Genomic DNA, 15,527 nt, shown 5'->3' with positions numbered 1-15,527 from the left:
TTAGCGCAAATTTAACAGATTTGGAATATTGAGATTGCTGGAAAAGGTAACACCGAACCGCAACGGGGCGTTTTTCTGTGCATAAGTATTTCTGAAAGCTTCAAACATGAATACATTATAACCTGTATTAAGTGCATTTTTTGCCCAAATGGAACAGTTGATCCGGTCAAATACACCGGTTATCCGCATGTTCAACAACCCGTAATAATTTTCCTTCATGGTGTTCTCATTATCCCAGTAATGTTTACCGATACCATGATAAGAGGTATGGAACCTGATCTCCTCCAGCAAACCTCCGGACATTAACCACCTGTAATTGCTTCCTAAACTGAATGTATAGCGCGGGATATATGGTATATAATTACCATTATAGTTAATGTTTTCTTCGGGATTTTTTACGTATTTTTCATATTGCGCATGGGTGTAACCAAAAGTGAAATGGTTGGACCAATTTTTCAATGCCCGGTGACTGAATTCAACCTCGAATCCTCTACTGTTTGCCTGAGCGGCGTTTCTTAGCAATGGGCCATGACTCAGGGTGTCAATTTGATAAACCTGCTTGTCTTTGACATCAATATTATACAGGGATAAATTGGCAGACAAACGATTGGAGGACCACTTCAAACCGGTTTCGTAATTAAGGCTGTACTCAGGGCGAAAAGTCTGGTCCTGTTTTCTCTCAAAAGTGGAGTTGAAGCCACCACTTTTGTATCCTTTGGTATAACTCATATACTGCACAAGATTTTCATGCCATGAGTAATGGAAACTAACTTTGGGAAGAAGTTCCGGATATCCCTTTTTATGAACAAAATCATCCTGTAACTGTTCCTCGTTGTTCATATTCAATAAATAGCGGTAATCCAATTCGTTGAATTCATAATCATACCGCAAACCGACTGTAGCTTCCAGGTTTTCAATCAGAAAATCCTGATAACTCATTTGTCCGAAAATAGCTAATCCACCGGTGGTTTTGCTATAAGTTTTGTCTCTATTGTGTGGATTAGGATAATCTTCACCAAAATGCGCATCTACCTGTTTATCTCTCAACTGATAAAAACCAAAAACTCCTGTAACGAAGTCCAGTCTTTTGTTTTGAGAAACGGAAAAATTGATTTCCTGGGTTAGCATATGATGGCGTCTGTCCTGAGTAACGTATACAAGTCGGGCAGGTGTAAAATCCTGATCAATTTCCTGGAAATCATCCAGCAGTTGATAAGACGTTACTGAATTCAGCGTATATTCACCAATATCAAACTCTGCTTTTAATCCCGAACTAAGAATATTTCTTTTGTAGTAACTGTCATGGTTGTAATTGATGGTGGTTTTGCCTCCTTCCTCAGGCACTTTGGCATAGGGATAGCCGTTGTTTTTTGTATTTTTTGCATCCAGAATGAATTGATAGGAAGCACTTTCAGACGGAGAGTATTTCAACTTCATCCTTCCTGAAAGATCTTCTTTTCCTCCAATGGTATTTCGCTCATATTGGTTGGTGTAATATCCGTTATGATTCATATAATTTCCTGAGAAAGATGCCAGAAGGTTATCATTAACCGGTATGGTTTGTTTTAAATGATACGTTTTTCTGTCATGGTTGCCCAATCCCACAGAAAAATTGGTTGTAGGCCTGTTTTTGTTGTCTTCCGTGTAAACCTTAATAATACCACCGAGACTGTTACGGCCATACAATGTACCCTGGGGACCTCTCAACACCTCTATGCGTTCGATGTCGAACAGATTAAAATCAAAAGCCGCTTTTTCAAAATAAGGAATGTCATCTACATACAGTCCGACCGCCGGTTCATTGATTCTCGAACCAATACCCCTTATGTACACGGGGGAAGTTAAACTTGAACCATAGTCTGGCATATGAAAGTTGGGGGTAGCAAAAGTCAAATCGTTCAGGGTTTCAATCTGCTTATCCTTAACTTTAGATGAAGACAATGTAGAGATGGAAGCTGCCACTTCTGATAATCTCTCGGTTTTTTTATTGGCGGTTACCAATACATCATTGATGTAATATTCGTCCACAAGCAGGGTGTCGGACAGGCCCTTCTCCTTATCCTGACCAGATAAGCTATTGCTTGTTACTATTGCACTTAGTAACAACAAACTCCATTTGAAACAGGCATTCATATCATTTGGTTTTATAAACTACAACAATCAGCAGAGAAATTTTATTAACAGAATAATAAAAAAATGAAATATGTGAGTTCCATCCCGTAGAGAAATTGTTTATCCATAACCACCAGGGATGCTATGTGGTTATGAGTTAACTGCTACGCTCCTTTTGGTGTCTTAACCAGTCAGCTAGCTCAGAAACCTGTTATACGAACTCACAATCAGAAAATTAAAATCAGGATGGGGGACCTCTGAAACTATAGGTACGATTTAAATCAGGATTGCTGATTAAAGGAATCTTACAAGGCGGATAATGCTTTTTTTCTTTATTTAAATCTTCAGAAGCTTTGGCCGATAGGCAGAAATTGCTTGTATTTCCGGCATTTATTTCTTTATCTTTGTTTTCTTCAGCTCCATAAAAAAAGGTTCCGGAATTATTAATGTTTTGCTCTGTGCGCGACGCGGTATAATTGATCGCTTCCCCGCCGGTTTTTTTGGAAATCGTAATGTGGTTTACCAAAAGGGTTCCGAATATCCCCGTAAGCAGGATATAAGGTAACAAAGATGTTATAAGACTCGTATAGAACATGTTTTTATTGCTGAAAATGCTGGTCAAAGATATAAAATAGCAACCGGGATGTCACCAGCAAGTGATAAAATTTATAATGCTTCTAAATAAAAAATTATTCAGCGTCTTTTTTCCTTCTTGGATTTTTGGGAAACCATCCTTTTTTCACCCTTTCCTCCTGTTCAATGATTTCGCCTATTCCCCATAAAAAAGTAAATCCCAGTATACCCAAAACGGAAGACAATATGAATGACTCACTCATCAAAGAAAACACAATGCAAAGGATACCTATGATCAAAAACCCGATCCAGAATTTTTTCGTGAAATAATACTCGGCTTTTATGGTAAGGTATCTTCCGAGAGCAATGCTTAAGAATGCTCCGGCACCCACAAGGATACCCGTTATATTCAGCGGATCAAATACCATATATTATGATTTTTATTCATCGTATGATCTGTTGGGGTTTTTCTTTGCCTGACCTTTTAATACGCGCTGATGCTGTTTAAAAAGTTCCAGAGTGCTCCAGAAAAGGGCAAATCCCAAGACCCCGAAAATTACCGAAACGAATTGGTTTTGAAAAAAGAGAGAGAGTATGGCAAAAACAACTCCGGAAAACAAAAATACGGGCCAGGCCTTTTTTCCAAAATGATATTCCACTTTAATGACAATGGGATGAAATACACCGATGATAATAAAGGCCATAAGCCCGATAGCAAATCCTTCGATATTAAAATCCGACCAGTTAGGCATTTTTTATAATCTTCTTAAAAATAGAACAATTTTATCGAAAAATATTTTATATTTCATTACCTCAGTTCTTTGAAAGCCTGATCCAGGTTATCCGATAACCGTTGGAAGACTTCGTCCTGGGAACTCACCCCGTCAATGTGATAAATGATGTTCTTGTCCTTGTAAAAATCAAGAACAGGTCGGGTATGTGTTTCGAATTGCTCTATCCTGTGGATAATGGTATTTATATTTTGATCATACGGCCTTTTCTTCTCAGTTTGAGCACGTGCTGTGAGCCTTTTGACCGATTCCAGTGTCGATATGTCAAGATTCAGGACACAGGAAACCGATGAATTCATTTTACGAAGCAAACCGTCCAATATGTAAGCTTGAATCACGGTCTTTGGAAATCCTTTAAATAAAAACCCTCTTGCATTGGGATTGGTTTTGATCTGCTCCTCTATTACATTAATGGCAAATTCGTCGGGCACAATATCACCTCTTTCGATATAGGATTTTGCTTTCTGCCCCAATTCGGTGCCTTTATTCATCTCTTCATATACCCTTGATCCCATGGAGATATAAGTCAGATTATATTTCTCAGCCAGTTCTCGTCCATGAGTTTCCTTGCCCGAGCCAGGAGGACCATACAGCACTACATTCATCCATTCCTGGGTAAGCTTTTCTTCAATGGTATGAACAATCCTATCAAAAACTTCGTCAATGGTACCAACTCCGTCAATTTCATAATAAATGCCTTTTTCTCTGTAAAAATTGGCAACAGGAATGGTTTTGTTTTTATATTCTTCAAACCGATGCTGAATGGCTTCTTCAGTGTCGTCGCTTCTGCCTTCTTCCTTGGCCCTTTGCAACATACGCTTCATAAGTTCATCTTCAGGGACTTCAAGACTGATCATACAAGAAAGTGAAGTGTTCATTTTTAGCAGCAGTCCTTCGAGGATATAAGCCTGAATGTAGGTTCTCGGGAAGCCGTCAAACAAGAATCCGCCGACATCCCTGGTTTCCTGCATCTTTTTTTCAATAAGCTGAACGATAAGATTGTCTGAAACCAGTTCTCCTTTTTCGATTACATTTTTAACCTTTTTTCCCAGATCCGTTCCCTGAGACATTTCATCCCTCAGGATATCCCCTGTTGAAAGATGGGCAAGATTGTACTTATCCATCAGCTTTTTTGCCTGGGTTCCTTTTCCTGCGCCTGGAGGACCAAAAAGTGCAATGTTGAACATAAATTATCCTTTTTTAATTAAAAATGAATTTGTAGAAAATTATTATCTGTTTTTGTTGCCGTTACATAAAAAGAATAAAGCGGTTACCGTAAGAAATAAGTTTGAAGCAAAGTTAATGGTAAACCAATCTCCTGTAAAAGTAAATACTTGATATAATCCTAAAAGCAATAGGATTAAACCGGATAAAACGGTTAAAGTGTGCCGCTTTTCAAATGCACCTAAAACCAAAAGAACACCAAAAATGCTAAAAAGTGATGAAAGGTAAAAAGAAAGCTGATCAAAATTTAAATCCAGAACATACTGAAAATACCTGACATAAATAAAAAAAGCAACACCTGCCCGTAAAAGGAAGGTGCTCAATGGTAAAAGAAAACGTGTTGGTCTCATAATAAATAATCAATTTTGTGTAAAGATTGTAAAAATATTCATAAATACCAACAACCTCTTTTTAAAAGTGAATAAACTATACCAAATAAGGAATGCCTTCGGCTCTGTCTATAATATCCGCTGGCTGCGTTATTCTTGTTTTTCATGCCAGTCGAATATACCTGGTAGAGACGTACGGCCGACCTCTCTGGATTTGGCATTTAAAATTCGTAAGCTTTGCCAGCGAACATTCCAGAAGAGACGCTTTCAAATCTTTTTAATTTTAGGAACAGACATTAATTCGTGGGAGGTCCATATATTTATATTGAAATCGGGTGAATTTCTGAACTGATTTTATGTTACAAATGTGAATTTTATTAAAAAAACATGTATGCAGGGCAATATGATATACCCAGGCATAGGTGTGCGTATGAAAAATGATCAAATATTACCAAGGTCTGGATCGGGCAATATATAACTCATACATTTGAGAATTCTGCTTTGAGAATATCACTTATCTGATGAACTAACCATAGCTTATCGAAAATCTACCAATATGCTTTGAGTGCATTCCTAATTTTTTCCAAAAAAGTAAATATATGTTATTCCTACGGAATTCCGTAAACTAGAATATCACTTATTACCCGGGTTTACACCCGGGCCTACAAATATGTCATCCTAAAATTCACACACAACTGAAATCCGGCAGCGGCCGGATGACATAAAAAAGATTGTTTGGAATAAATTGGGAATACAATCTATGCTTTGTAGAAACATAAAATTACAATTGTAACATACTTGATTCTTGTATATTTTCACTTATGTAAATACGTGCACCAACCAAAAACAAATGGAAATAACATTTGTCAGTCCGGCCTGCCTATGACGCAATTTATAATTGTGTAAAAATATTTTTTATCGTTTAACCAGTGTTTTACAAAATTCTTTTTAATAAAAACTTCATATTTTATAACGTATTATGAGGATTCCAGCTTTAAAAAAGAAGATGTTTTGAATGCAATAATAAATTTACCAGTGATTTACATCAAATAATTTATGTGAAAGTTTAGGTATATAAAATATCTGGATATTCATAGTAGCCTGTGGAGTAATCAATTGTTAATAAAGCTCATTTTTATTGATTGTATGGGCATATTGATAACCGATATAGCTCTGTTGAGAGATCTTCCGCACCCATATTTTCATTCATTAGTGTAAAGTTTGATTATAGGGTTGTGCTTTAATTAAATAATATATCAAGGTTCGAACCTTGTGCTTCCTTTGCCATGGAACCCGCATGCTTTATTCATTGCCTTGTTGTGAAGGTTCCTAGATGCGGGTTTCATTAGTTTTACATTTTTCACATTTGTAATTTTAGAATAGTTACAATTGTAAATCAAAGAACCAATTATTTTTATTACTTTTGTAACAAATACTTGGACTATGAAAGAAAGGCTCATGGAATTTTTGAAGGCACACAACATGACCTCTACCAGACTGGCAGATGAAATCGGTGTACAACGCTCAAGCATCTCACACATATTATCCGGGAGAAACAAACCCAGTTATGATTTCATACACAAATTCCTTCAATATTATAAAGATATCAACCCCAAATGGCTTATACTTGGAGAGGGCACGATGTATGCCAAAGAAAAACAGACTGCTATGTCGTTTGAAAGGCAGCCTGAAAAATCAACTCCACGAGAATCCGATATTCAGAATAATCCCCCGGATAAAGATCAAACAGCAAATTCTCGTGAAGTTGAAGCCAAACCAGATGTATCGCCTTATGTTGAAAGAATTGTCATCTTTTATTCCGATAACCACTTTGAAGAATATACTCCGGGAAATAAAAAATAGCCTGTCATTATATATCTTTGCAGAAAAAATGTACCGAAAATTACTTCGTCCGCTGCTGTTTATTCTAAAGCCTGAAACCGTTCATCATATCATCATTTCTCTTCTTAAAGTCCTTTTTGCCATCCCCTTTGTACCAAAAATTATTTCACGGATTTATGAAGTTAGGGATTTCAGGCTGCAAAGAAAATTTTTGGGTATGACCTTTGATAATCCTGTAGGATTGGCCGCAGGATTTGACAAGAATGCGGAAGTTTTCGAAGAATTCAGTCATTTTGGGTTTTCTTTCATTGAAATCGGAACGGTAACTCCGCTTCCACAACCGGGTAATCCAAAGCCCCGCTCATTTCGTCTTACCAGGGACAAGGCACTGATCAACCGGATGGGATTCAACAACCAGGGTGTTGATGAGGCTGTAAAACGTCTTAAAAAAAGAAATTCCCGTGTTGTGGTTGGAGGTAATATCGGCAAAAACACAGAAACACCTAACGATAAGGCATTGAATGACTATGTTTCAGCATTCAATAAGATCTATGACCATGTGGATTACATAGTGATCAATCTGAGCTGCCCGAATATTAAAAACCTGAATGAACTCCAGGATAAAACGCATACAATGAAAATACTTCATGAGCTTATAAGGCTGAGGAAAGAAAAGGCAAGAGAAAAACCCATTTTGTTAAAGATTTCTCCCGACCTGGACAACCAGCAGCTAGATGATGTGGTTGATATATTTTACAGCACAGGAATCGAGGGGATTATTGCCACCAATACTACCATACAGCGAAACCATTTATCATCAGATCCCGAAACGGTTAAGAATATCGGTGAAGGCGGATTAAGCGGAAAACCTCTGAATAAAAGATCTACTGATATCATCCGTTATCTTACTGAAAAAAGTGAGGGGCAAATACCCATTATTGGTGTAGGCGGAATCATGAGCCCTGAAGATGCAATTGAAAAATTATCTGCCGGAGCCACCCTGGTACAGATTTATACGGGATTCATCTACAACGGTCCAGGTTTTGTAAAAAAAATTAACCGGGAATTAATAAGAAATACCTGAGAAACAAAATCTATAAATCAGTTAAAAAAGCTGAAATGCTGTTCCTTTTTGTCCTTTTACCAATTTTCAAATTTTACATTCATTCGGATAAAGTTTGATTATATGTTTGTAATTCAATCAAATAGAACCTCAAAATTCAAGCCTTGTGCTTCCTTCGCCATGGAACCCGCATGATTTATTCATTGCCTTGTTGCGAAGGTTCCTAGATGCGGGTTTCATTAGCGTAACAGTTTATTAAAAAATTGAATTTCAAATTGATATATATACCAAATTCAGAAACTCTGCTTGTATTACCATGGAACCCGCATGTTAATCATGTTCTTGTTGTGAAGGTTCGTGCATGCGGGTTTCATTAGTTGGAATTTGGGATTTGCACCTAAGCCCTAAACGGTTTCGGTTGCGAATGCAATCAATTTGTCATCTTTGATGTACTTGACGTTAGTTTTCAGACTGTCTTACAGGTTCATGTTTTCGTGATTTAATAAAGTGATTTAAAAACAGTAAACTACCGGCAAAGCTCATAACACCTGCAAGGAAAATTGAATAAGCGTATGTTCCTGAAGCATCAAACAAAGCACCTCCGATGGACGGGCCTGCTAAGCCTGCTATTGCATACCCCAAAAATACATATGGGTAAATAATGCCAAGATTCCTTACTCCAAATTCTTGAGCCGTTTCTTTAGCAAAAAGCACAAAATTGCCTCCAAAACCAAACCCTATAAAAAATGCAAGAACTATATATGAAATTCCGGATAAAGTAAAAATATTCAGCGATATGATTGCTATGGACTGGAAAAATAATGACCCAAATATACTTAAGCTTGCACCCATGTAATCGCTCAGGAAACCCCAGACAAGCCTGCCCAAAAAATTTGCAACAGCGAATATTGAAACTCCAAGAATCAAATAATGGTTTGGGATGTTGGCTTGTTCTCCGATAATTTTCAAACTTCCAATTATCAGCAAGCCTGCAAAAGTCCCCAGAAATATTCCAAGAAATAATTTTTTAAAAATTTTAGAGCCGAGAAAGTTGGTTATTTTGACAGATTCTTTTCTATTTCTGTTTAAGGTGTTTTCATCCTGGTAAATTAGATTTGAAAAAGTAACTATAATCAAACCATATGATATTCCTATAATGCTAAGTAATTGTAATACATCTTTACCCTCAGACAGGATTTTTTCAGCTACTTCCGACATAAATACTGCGCCTAATCCAAAACCTGCCGCTGAAATGCCTGTAATCAGCCCTTTCCTCTCGGGAAAGAGCTGAATGGGCGAGGTTAGTGCAACCCAATAACCGAAACCTGTTGCCATTCCTACCAAAACTCCAATCCCTAACAAAATTATAATGAAATTACCGAGAGAATAGCTCGCTATAAAATAACCTGCAAAAAATAATAAGCCTGAGATGTAACCGATATACCTGAACTTGATTTTTTCACCTAGCTGCCCCACAAAAATCATTGTAACCGGGAAAATGGCTATTAGAGTTCCAAATATAACCTGAGACTGAGAAGCCAAAAAATTGTATTTATCAATCAGTTCGGATGCAATTATACTCCACGCATACAAACTGCCTATACAAAGCATCATTATAAATGAAGCGAATACAGTTAAATATTTTTTCAGAATCAGATACTTTTTGCTCAATACGGGCCGAAATATAACAAGAATTGCTGGATTAGCAAGCCCCTGACCTGAGGGATGAATTCCAGATCCGCGGAAATATCTCAAAATTAAACACATCATTCATTGCGCTTCATGAATGGCCCTTGCCGTTGAAACATTTGTTTAAGAGACGGGCAGGGAAGGTTACATTCTTAAAAAATTAAATCAGGGTTTTAGAAACATAGCTCTAGCTTTTAGAAATAAAAGCATCCTGTTTGGTTTTGGCTTGACCAAATTAGGGTTACATATTGAATGGCTGGGATTATGGCACTATAAAAGTCCTTTCTGAACGAGGGCTTTAGTAGGAAATTCAGTGGCGCTCAAGCGCCAGGCCCTCGAATAACAGAAAAATCAAGGATATAAAAAAAGCCTCCGTTTGGAGGCTACTTTGTGACTCAGCTGGGTCTCGAACCCAGGGCCCTCGCCTTAAAAGGGCGATGCTCTACCAACTGAGCTACTGAGTCGGTGCAAAAGTAATACCTTCTAAAATTTATACAAATTTTTGGCCGACTTTTTTTGAAAAAAATTCTTTTACCAATTAATTTCTTCTCAATCAGTAATTAATTAGCTTCTGTATAAAGTCAAAAGACCTTTGAAATTCTTACCAATTGCCTCATATGTTACTCCATATTTATTCTCAGTGAAACGCTTTGGTTCAAACATCAATATTAACCTCCGACAACACAAAGTAAATTACGGAGGTCTTTATGGACAGACACTAAGTACAATCGGTTGTATCCAACTTACTTCGGTCCCATCAATTTAACCTGCATTATTCAAAAACTTTCCCGCTGTAAGCGGGAAAGTTTTTGAATGCGCGATGGTTTGCGGGATGGATGCAGGTAACCCCGCATTAGAAAAACCGGCTTTTTGCGAAATTTATTGAAGCAAAAAGCCAGGTTTTTCAATAGCGTCAGAATTATTCTTGAATAATTCGGGTTAAATATGTAATGTTGATGGCTGTGCAAATGTTTTCCAGCGTTGTTAAATGAAATCATGAAAAAATGAATACATTTAAGCGCTGAATAAAATGCAACGAAATGGAAGATAAAGTTATTATAATTACCGGAGCCTCATCGGGTATAGGGAAAGCATTTGCGTATGTATTTTCGGATAAAGGCGCCCGGGTAGTATTGGCTGCCCGTAATAAAGAAAAATTAGAAGAAATAGAACAAGACCTAAAAGCAAAAAACAGAGAGATCCTTACTGTTAAAACAGATGTATCGGTGGAGGCTGATTGTAAAAATCTTATAGACAAAACCGTTCGTCAGTTTGGTAGGATTGATGTACTGATCAATAATGCAGGGCTTTCCATGAGAGGCCTGTTTGAAGACCTACACCCGGAAGTGTTGGAAAAAGTGATGAATGTAAATTTTTGGGGGACGGTATATTGTACGAAATATGCTTTAGCGTATTTATTCAAAACGCAGGGCTCAGTAGTTGGAATATCATCGATTGCAGGATTTCATGGACTTCCCGGAAGAACCGGATATTCTTCCTCAAAATTTGCCATGCAGGGCTTCCTGGAATCATTAAGGGTTGAGACCCTAAGGAAAGGTCTGCATGTAATGATTGCTGCACCGGGCTTCACTTCCACTGATGTACGCAAATCAGCTCTGGGTCCTGATGGTAAAGCGCAGGGAAAGAGTCCGAGAGATGAATCCAAAATGATGTCTCCGGAACGGGTAGCTGAAATTGTTGCCAGGGGAATTAAAAAAAGGAACCGGACAATCATTATGACTACGGAAGGAAAGTTAACCGTTTTACTTAAGAAAATTGCTCCCAAACTCCTGGATCAAATCACCTACAAAGTTATGGCCAAAGAACCCGATTCACCTTTCAAATAAATAGAAATGAATAGAATACAACAGATATTCAGTCCACCTGACCTCTATAATCCGGAATACGCAAATGTGGCTATAGCTTTTGGTTTGCTTATTGCGGGTTTTGCAGCCTACCATTTCCTGAGTTTATTATTGGGTAATAAGATGAAAAAATGGGAAAAGCCAAATATTTCTTTCGCTTCAGCTATAAGTCAGCGCATCCTGGGCTTTGTCTTTTTTGGTCTTATTCCCCTGTTTATATTTTATTCTTTTCAGAACATCCGTTTTCAGGATTATGGAATTAATGTTCAAAACTTTGAACAATCCCTCATCTGGCTTGCCCTATTCACCCCCCTGATCCTTTTGGTTAACTTCTTTATGGCGGGTAAGGAATCGAACTTACAACATTATCCACAGATACGAATCAAGCATTGGGATACCAGGTCTCTGATTATTAATTTTACCACCTGGCTGATTTATTTATTCGCATACGAAGCCTTTTTCAGAGGGCTTTTGCTGTTTTCATTGTATTATACTTTCGGTATAGCAACAGCTATTGTGATAAACATTATATTATATGTGCTGGCCCATATACCAAAGGGAAGAAAAGAGATGCTCGGTTCCGTCCCCTTTGGTCTAATTTTATGTGTAATTACACTCCATACAGGATCCTTCTTTGCTGCATTTATGATTCACGGGCTTATGGCCATCAGCTACGATTTTTTTTCGATAAAAGCCCATCCGGAGATGTCAATTAAAAACAAAATACTATGAAGTATTTCATAACAGGCGCTACAGGTTTTATTGGCTCAAATCTTGCTCAAACATTGGCAGAGCGTGGTAACGAAGTAAGAGCCCTGGTGAGAAACAGGGAAAAAGCCTTGGAAACACTTAATCACGAAAATATACAATGGTTTTATGGTACACTGGATGATAAAGATATTTTGAAAAAGGCCATGGAGGGCATAGATGGGGTATTTCACCTGGCTGCATATGCAAAACCATGGGCAAAAGATCCAACCCTCTATAACAAGATCAATTTAATCGGTACATTGAATGTTTTCGAGATAGCTAAGGAACAAAAGGTAAAAAGAATAGTTTTCACTTCAACTGGCGGGACTTTTGGCCCTTCTCTCAAAGAACCACTGAATGAAATGTCACCCCGCTACTATGATTTTTTCAATGAATACGAAAGCACAAAATTCATGGGAGAAAAAAAAGCCAAGGATTATGTGCTCGAAGGGATGGATATTGTTATTGTTCATCCCACAAGAGTTTATGGTCCGGGCTTAATATCCAAAAGCAATGCCATCACCCTTTTGGTCAAGCGGTATTTAAAAGGCACATGGTGGTTTATTCCCGGGAGTGGAAAAATGAAAGGCAATTACGTGTATATAGACGATGTGGTGAACGGTCATATCCTGGCAATGCAGAAAGGCGAAAAAGGAGAACAATATATTCTGGGTGGTGAAAATGCTTCGTATTTAAGATTGTTTCAACTCATCCGGGAAAAGAGCGGCAAACGATACCCCCTGATACCCATACCCGTTCCCCTGCTGCTGATATTTAGTTCTACTCAAATGTTTGTTTCCAGAATGTTGGGCAGACCCCCGCTTCTGCCTTCCAAATGGGTTAAAAAATATATGTATAACTGGGAGCTTTCCTCAAAAAAGGCCCGGGAAAAGCTGGGATATTCCATAACTTCTCTTAGTGAAGGAATATCCCATACTGTTAAATGGATAAAAGAAGATTTGTCATAATGGAGCATTCCGGAAAGTTATATACGCTTATTACAGGTGCCAGTGTTGGGATTGGCAGAGCACTGGCCATAGAATGCGCAAAAAGGAATATGAATCTGATGCTTCTTGACCTTCCAGATTCCGGTCTTGACAGCACCATCCACTACCTGAAGAAAAATTATCCGGTGGAAGTGGAATCCTTTGCCCTTGATTTGACTACACCCAATGCACCCTGGGAAATTTACAACCATTGCAGAAACAGGAATATTACAGTTAACATGCTGATCAACAATGCCGGACTGGGCCATCAGGGCTCGTTTTGTGATTATGATTACCGGTTTTACGAAAATGTTATCCGGTTGAACATAGAATCGGTGATACTTCTTACCAGACTTTTTCTTCCGGAAATGAGAAAACTTGAATATGCCTATATTCTTAACCTGGGAAGTCTGGCTGCTTTTTATCCCATACCCTTTAAAACGGTATATGCAGGCAGTAAAAATTTTGTCTATTCCTTTTCGAGGGCATTAAAGACAGAATTGAAGGATACCCCGGTGAAAGTAAGTGTCTTATGTCCAGGCCCTATTATGACAAACCAGGAAGTGCTGCAAAGAATCCGTCGTGGTGGATTCTGGGCAAAAATGTCCACCATGCGGGCAAATAAAATGGCAGAGATAGCTATTTCCCGGCTCTTAAAAGGCAAAACAGTCATTATTCCCGGATTGGTGAATGTATTATTATCAAAGCTCAATGCGATCATTCCCGGGAGCCTGAAACAGCATTTGCTTTATAAAAAATTTAATGTCAGAGATAAAATTTGAAAATCAAAATCTTATTTTGGAAAAGAGCCACAGAAGAAAGCTTAAAACAATACTCACCAAGATCATTGAAGTTATGGGTGCATAAAAAACAAAGTTGTCTCTTTTTATCTTTATATCACCGGGTAAATCTCCAAACCAGCTTAGTTTGTTGCCCAGGAAAAACAGGATTACACCGATAACCACTACAACAATTCCTATTATAATAAGGTACTTGCCAATCTGATGCATCATAATTTGGTGATATTTGGAATATAACAAAGTTAAAAATCTAAATAAAAATATTTTAACTTAGCAAAAGTTAATAATATAAAGGTATGATAATTGCAATTGTTTTATAGAACAAAAACATTTTGGTTTCGTATGAATAAAAACAATATCATTATTTACTCGGCCATTATCATCATCATTTTTGCTCTGCTCTATCATTTGGAGCATCCCGGGGCCAAGCCGAAAAGTGAAGTTAGTCCCTTTTTAAAATCGTATGAAGGAGAAAAAGGTATTGCTGTATTAAAAGTTCCTGATTTTTTGCTGGGTGAAGTGATAAAAAATGAATCGCTGAACCTTAGCAAGAATTCATTTCAGTCTTTTAGAATAATGATATTGCATGAAAATGAAAATCAACACAGAACCTGTGAGGACACCAATAAGCAATTGAGGGAGTTTTTGGACAGCCTTAAATTCCAAAGTGTAGTAGAAGCTTATGGGTCCGATTCAACACAGATGAGTATATTTAATAAAAATGTGATTGATCCCTGGAGAGAAAATGTCACCATTTATACTTCTGATTCAACACTGTTCTTGTTCAATTTTATAAGCGATATCGATGATGAGCAGGTGAAAAAATTTTCACAGCATTTAAGTAACCAAAACCTATTTTGATACGTATTAAATTCGACTAAAAGTTGAATAATTTATACCAAACAGAACATCATACAAATAAATTAGTAAAACAGTAATGGTAAACACAATTTTTTTAGAATCTCAAAAAAACGGATACATTATGAATGCAATTAAGAAAGTTTTAACATTAACAATTATCGGGTCAGTTTTGATATTTGCTGGCTGCGAAGACGATGACACAGTGAGTGTCATGGACAAGGAAGAAGCTATTACCACACTTGAACAGAATGATCAGGAACTAAAGACCAGCCTGGAAGACATAGAGAATACAAAGGGTATGCAGGCCATGCAAACACTCAATGGGATCACGGAAGAGAACGATCCCTTTTCTGATCAGAAAGCAAGTGGTTATGAGACGGTTCTCGAAAATCTTCAGGAAGTATTAAAACCCGTCAATGAAAACCATTTAAAAAGAAGCGCGGAACAAAAGTTTGACTTCGACAAGTGGGTTGGTACTTACACCTGGGAAGGACCGAAAGAGTGGAATGTTACACAGGAAGATCCTGACGACGCGATCGTCATTGAATTTCCTACAGACACTACAGAGGAACCTATTGAAAATAATGCTGTTTTAACGCTGAGTGATTACAGCGAATTCGAAACCACTGATTCACTTGGAAA

The 15,527-nt window shown here is 37.6% G+C and carries 14 protein-coding genes and 1 tRNA gene; 8 read left to right on the top strand and 7 right to left on the bottom strand.

The window, feature by feature from the left end; translation table 11 throughout:
• The 4 genes from KGY70_03310 to KGY70_03295 all read right to left on the bottom strand — a co-directional run bounded on the left by KGY70_03310 (position 1) and on the right by KGY70_03295 (position 4,663).
• Positions 1–2,133, bottom strand: a complete 2,133-nt coding sequence (locus tag KGY70_03310) for a TonB-dependent receptor (protein ID MBS3774194.1) — start codon at positions 2,131–2,133, stop codon at positions 1–3.
• Between the two features lie 668 nt (positions 2,134–2,801).
• Positions 2,802–3,113 carry a DUF4491 family protein gene (locus KGY70_03305; GenBank protein MBS3774193.1) on the bottom strand — a complete coding sequence of 104 codons (312 nt, stop codon included), beginning with the start codon at positions 3,111–3,113 and terminating at the stop codon, positions 2,802–2,804.
• Between the two features lie 12 nt (positions 3,114–3,125).
• Complete coding sequence (locus tag KGY70_03300) at positions 3,126–3,437, bottom strand: DUF4491 family protein (protein MBS3774192.1); 312 nt, start codon at positions 3,435–3,437, stop codon at positions 3,126–3,128.
• 56 nt (positions 3,438–3,493) lie between these two features.
• A complete protein-coding gene (locus KGY70_03295; protein ID MBS3774191.1) occupies positions 3,494–4,663 on the bottom strand; it encodes an adenylate kinase in 1,170 nt (389 codons plus the stop codon).
• A 1,809-nt stretch (positions 4,664–6,472) separates the two neighbouring features.
• On the opposite strand from KGY70_03295, the gene KGY70_03290 reads away from it, so the two are divergent.
• Complete coding sequence (locus tag KGY70_03290; protein ID MBS3774190.1) at positions 6,473–6,892, top strand: helix-turn-helix transcriptional regulator; 420 nt, start codon at positions 6,473–6,475, stop codon at positions 6,890–6,892.
• A gap of 28 nt (positions 6,893–6,920) precedes the next feature.
• Positions 6,921–7,955, top strand: coding sequence for a quinone-dependent dihydroorotate dehydrogenase (locus tag KGY70_03285; protein MBS3774189.1), 1,035 nt, complete (start codon positions 6,921–6,923; stop codon positions 7,953–7,955).
• 438 nt (positions 7,956–8,393) lie between these two features.
• Here the strand turns inward: KGY70_03285 and KGY70_03280 are convergent, their stop codons facing one another.
• Positions 8,394–9,704, bottom strand: a complete 1,311-nt coding sequence (locus KGY70_03280) for an MFS transporter (protein MBS3774188.1) — start codon at positions 9,702–9,704, stop codon at positions 8,394–8,396.
• 310 nt (positions 9,705–10,014) lie between these two features.
• Positions 10,015–10,087: transfer RNA gene (locus KGY70_03275), tRNA-Lys, on the bottom strand.
• Positions 10,088–10,663: 576 nt separating this feature from the next.
• Between KGY70_03275 and KGY70_03270 the strand changes: the two genes are divergently transcribed.
• Genes KGY70_03270 through KGY70_03255 form a run of 4 tightly spaced genes read left to right on the top strand, consistent with a single transcriptional unit; the run spans position 10,664 to position 14,006 of the window.
• Complete coding sequence (locus KGY70_03270) at positions 10,664–11,470, top strand: SDR family oxidoreductase (GenBank protein MBS3774187.1); 807 nt, start codon at positions 10,664–10,666, stop codon at positions 11,468–11,470.
• Between the two features lie 6 nt (positions 11,471–11,476).
• Positions 11,477–12,220, top strand: a complete 744-nt coding sequence (locus tag KGY70_03265; protein ID MBS3774186.1) for a CPBP family intramembrane metalloprotease — start codon at positions 11,477–11,479, stop codon at positions 12,218–12,220.
• Positions 12,217–13,206, top strand: coding sequence for an SDR family oxidoreductase (locus tag KGY70_03260; GenBank protein MBS3774185.1), 990 nt, complete (start codon positions 12,217–12,219; stop codon positions 13,204–13,206). The genes KGY70_03265 and KGY70_03260 overlap by 4 nt, the downstream gene beginning before the upstream one ends.
• A complete protein-coding gene (locus KGY70_03255; GenBank protein MBS3774184.1) occupies positions 13,206–14,006 on the top strand; it encodes an SDR family NAD(P)-dependent oxidoreductase in 801 nt (266 codons plus the stop codon). The genes KGY70_03260 and KGY70_03255 overlap by 1 nt, the downstream gene beginning before the upstream one ends.
• 3 nt (positions 14,007–14,009) lie before the next feature.
• On the opposite strand, the gene KGY70_03250 is transcribed toward KGY70_03255, so the two are convergent.
• Positions 14,010–14,237 carry a DUF2905 domain-containing protein gene (locus tag KGY70_03250; protein MBS3774183.1) on the bottom strand — a complete coding sequence of 76 codons (228 nt, stop codon included), beginning with the start codon at positions 14,235–14,237 and terminating at the stop codon, positions 14,010–14,012.
• Between the two features lie 129 nt (positions 14,238–14,366).
• Here KGY70_03250 and KGY70_03245 point away from each other — a divergent pair, with 129 nt between their 5' ends.
• Together KGY70_03245 and KGY70_03240 are read left to right on the top strand one after the other, a co-directional pair.
• Positions 14,367–14,885 carry a hypothetical protein gene (locus KGY70_03245; protein ID MBS3774182.1) on the top strand — a complete coding sequence of 173 codons (519 nt, stop codon included), beginning with the start codon at positions 14,367–14,369 and terminating at the stop codon, positions 14,883–14,885.
• Positions 14,886–15,006: 121 nt separating this feature from the next.
• On the top strand, positions 15,007–15,527 hold a 521-nt coding region (locus KGY70_03240), incomplete at its 3' end, for a hypothetical protein (protein ID MBS3774181.1).

This window comes from Bacteroidales bacterium (assembly GCA_018334875.1).
Lineage (GTDB): Bacteria > Bacteroidota > Bacteroidia > Bacteroidales > UBA12077 > JAGXLC01.
Note: the sequence above shows the minus strand (reverse complement) of the source record. Positions and strands in the feature narration are given on the sequence as shown.

Excerpts from the sequence above, each read along its gene's own strand:
- KGY70_03310 (MBS3774194.1), bottom strand. The coding sequence starts at position 2,133 with ATGAATGCCTGTTTCAAATGGAGTTTGTTGTTACTAAGTGCAATAGTA.
- KGY70_03305 (MBS3774193.1), bottom strand. The coding sequence starts at position 3,113 with ATGGTATTTGATCCGCTGAATATAACGGGTATCCTTGTGGGTGCCGGA.
- KGY70_03300 (MBS3774192.1), bottom strand. The coding sequence starts at position 3,437 with ATGCCTAACTGGTCGGATTTTAATATCGAAGGATTTGCTATCGGGCTT.
- KGY70_03295 (MBS3774191.1), bottom strand. The coding sequence starts at position 4,663 with ATGTTCAACATTGCACTTTTTGGTCCTCCAGGCGCAGGAAAAGGAACC.
- KGY70_03290 (MBS3774190.1), top strand. The coding sequence starts at position 6,473 with ATGAAAGAAAGGCTCATGGAATTTTTGAAGGCACACAACATGACCTCT.
- KGY70_03285 (MBS3774189.1), top strand. The coding sequence starts at position 6,921 with ATGTACCGAAAATTACTTCGTCCGCTGCTGTTTATTCTAAAGCCTGAA.
- KGY70_03280 (MBS3774188.1), bottom strand. The coding sequence starts at position 9,704 with ATGATGTGTTTAATTTTGAGATATTTCCGCGGATCTGGAATTCATCCC.
- KGY70_03270 (MBS3774187.1), top strand. The coding sequence starts at position 10,664 with ATGGAAGATAAAGTTATTATAATTACCGGAGCCTCATCGGGTATAGGG.
- KGY70_03265 (MBS3774186.1), top strand. The coding sequence starts at position 11,477 with ATGAATAGAATACAACAGATATTCAGTCCACCTGACCTCTATAATCCG.
- KGY70_03260 (MBS3774185.1), top strand. The coding sequence starts at position 12,217 with ATGAAGTATTTCATAACAGGCGCTACAGGTTTTATTGGCTCAAATCTT.
- KGY70_03255 (MBS3774184.1), top strand. The coding sequence starts at position 13,206 with ATGGAGCATTCCGGAAAGTTATATACGCTTATTACAGGTGCCAGTGTT.
- KGY70_03250 (MBS3774183.1), bottom strand. The coding sequence starts at position 14,237 with ATGATGCATCAGATTGGCAAGTACCTTATTATAATAGGAATTGTTGTA.
- KGY70_03245 (MBS3774182.1), top strand. The coding sequence starts at position 14,367 with ATGAATAAAAACAATATCATTATTTACTCGGCCATTATCATCATCATT.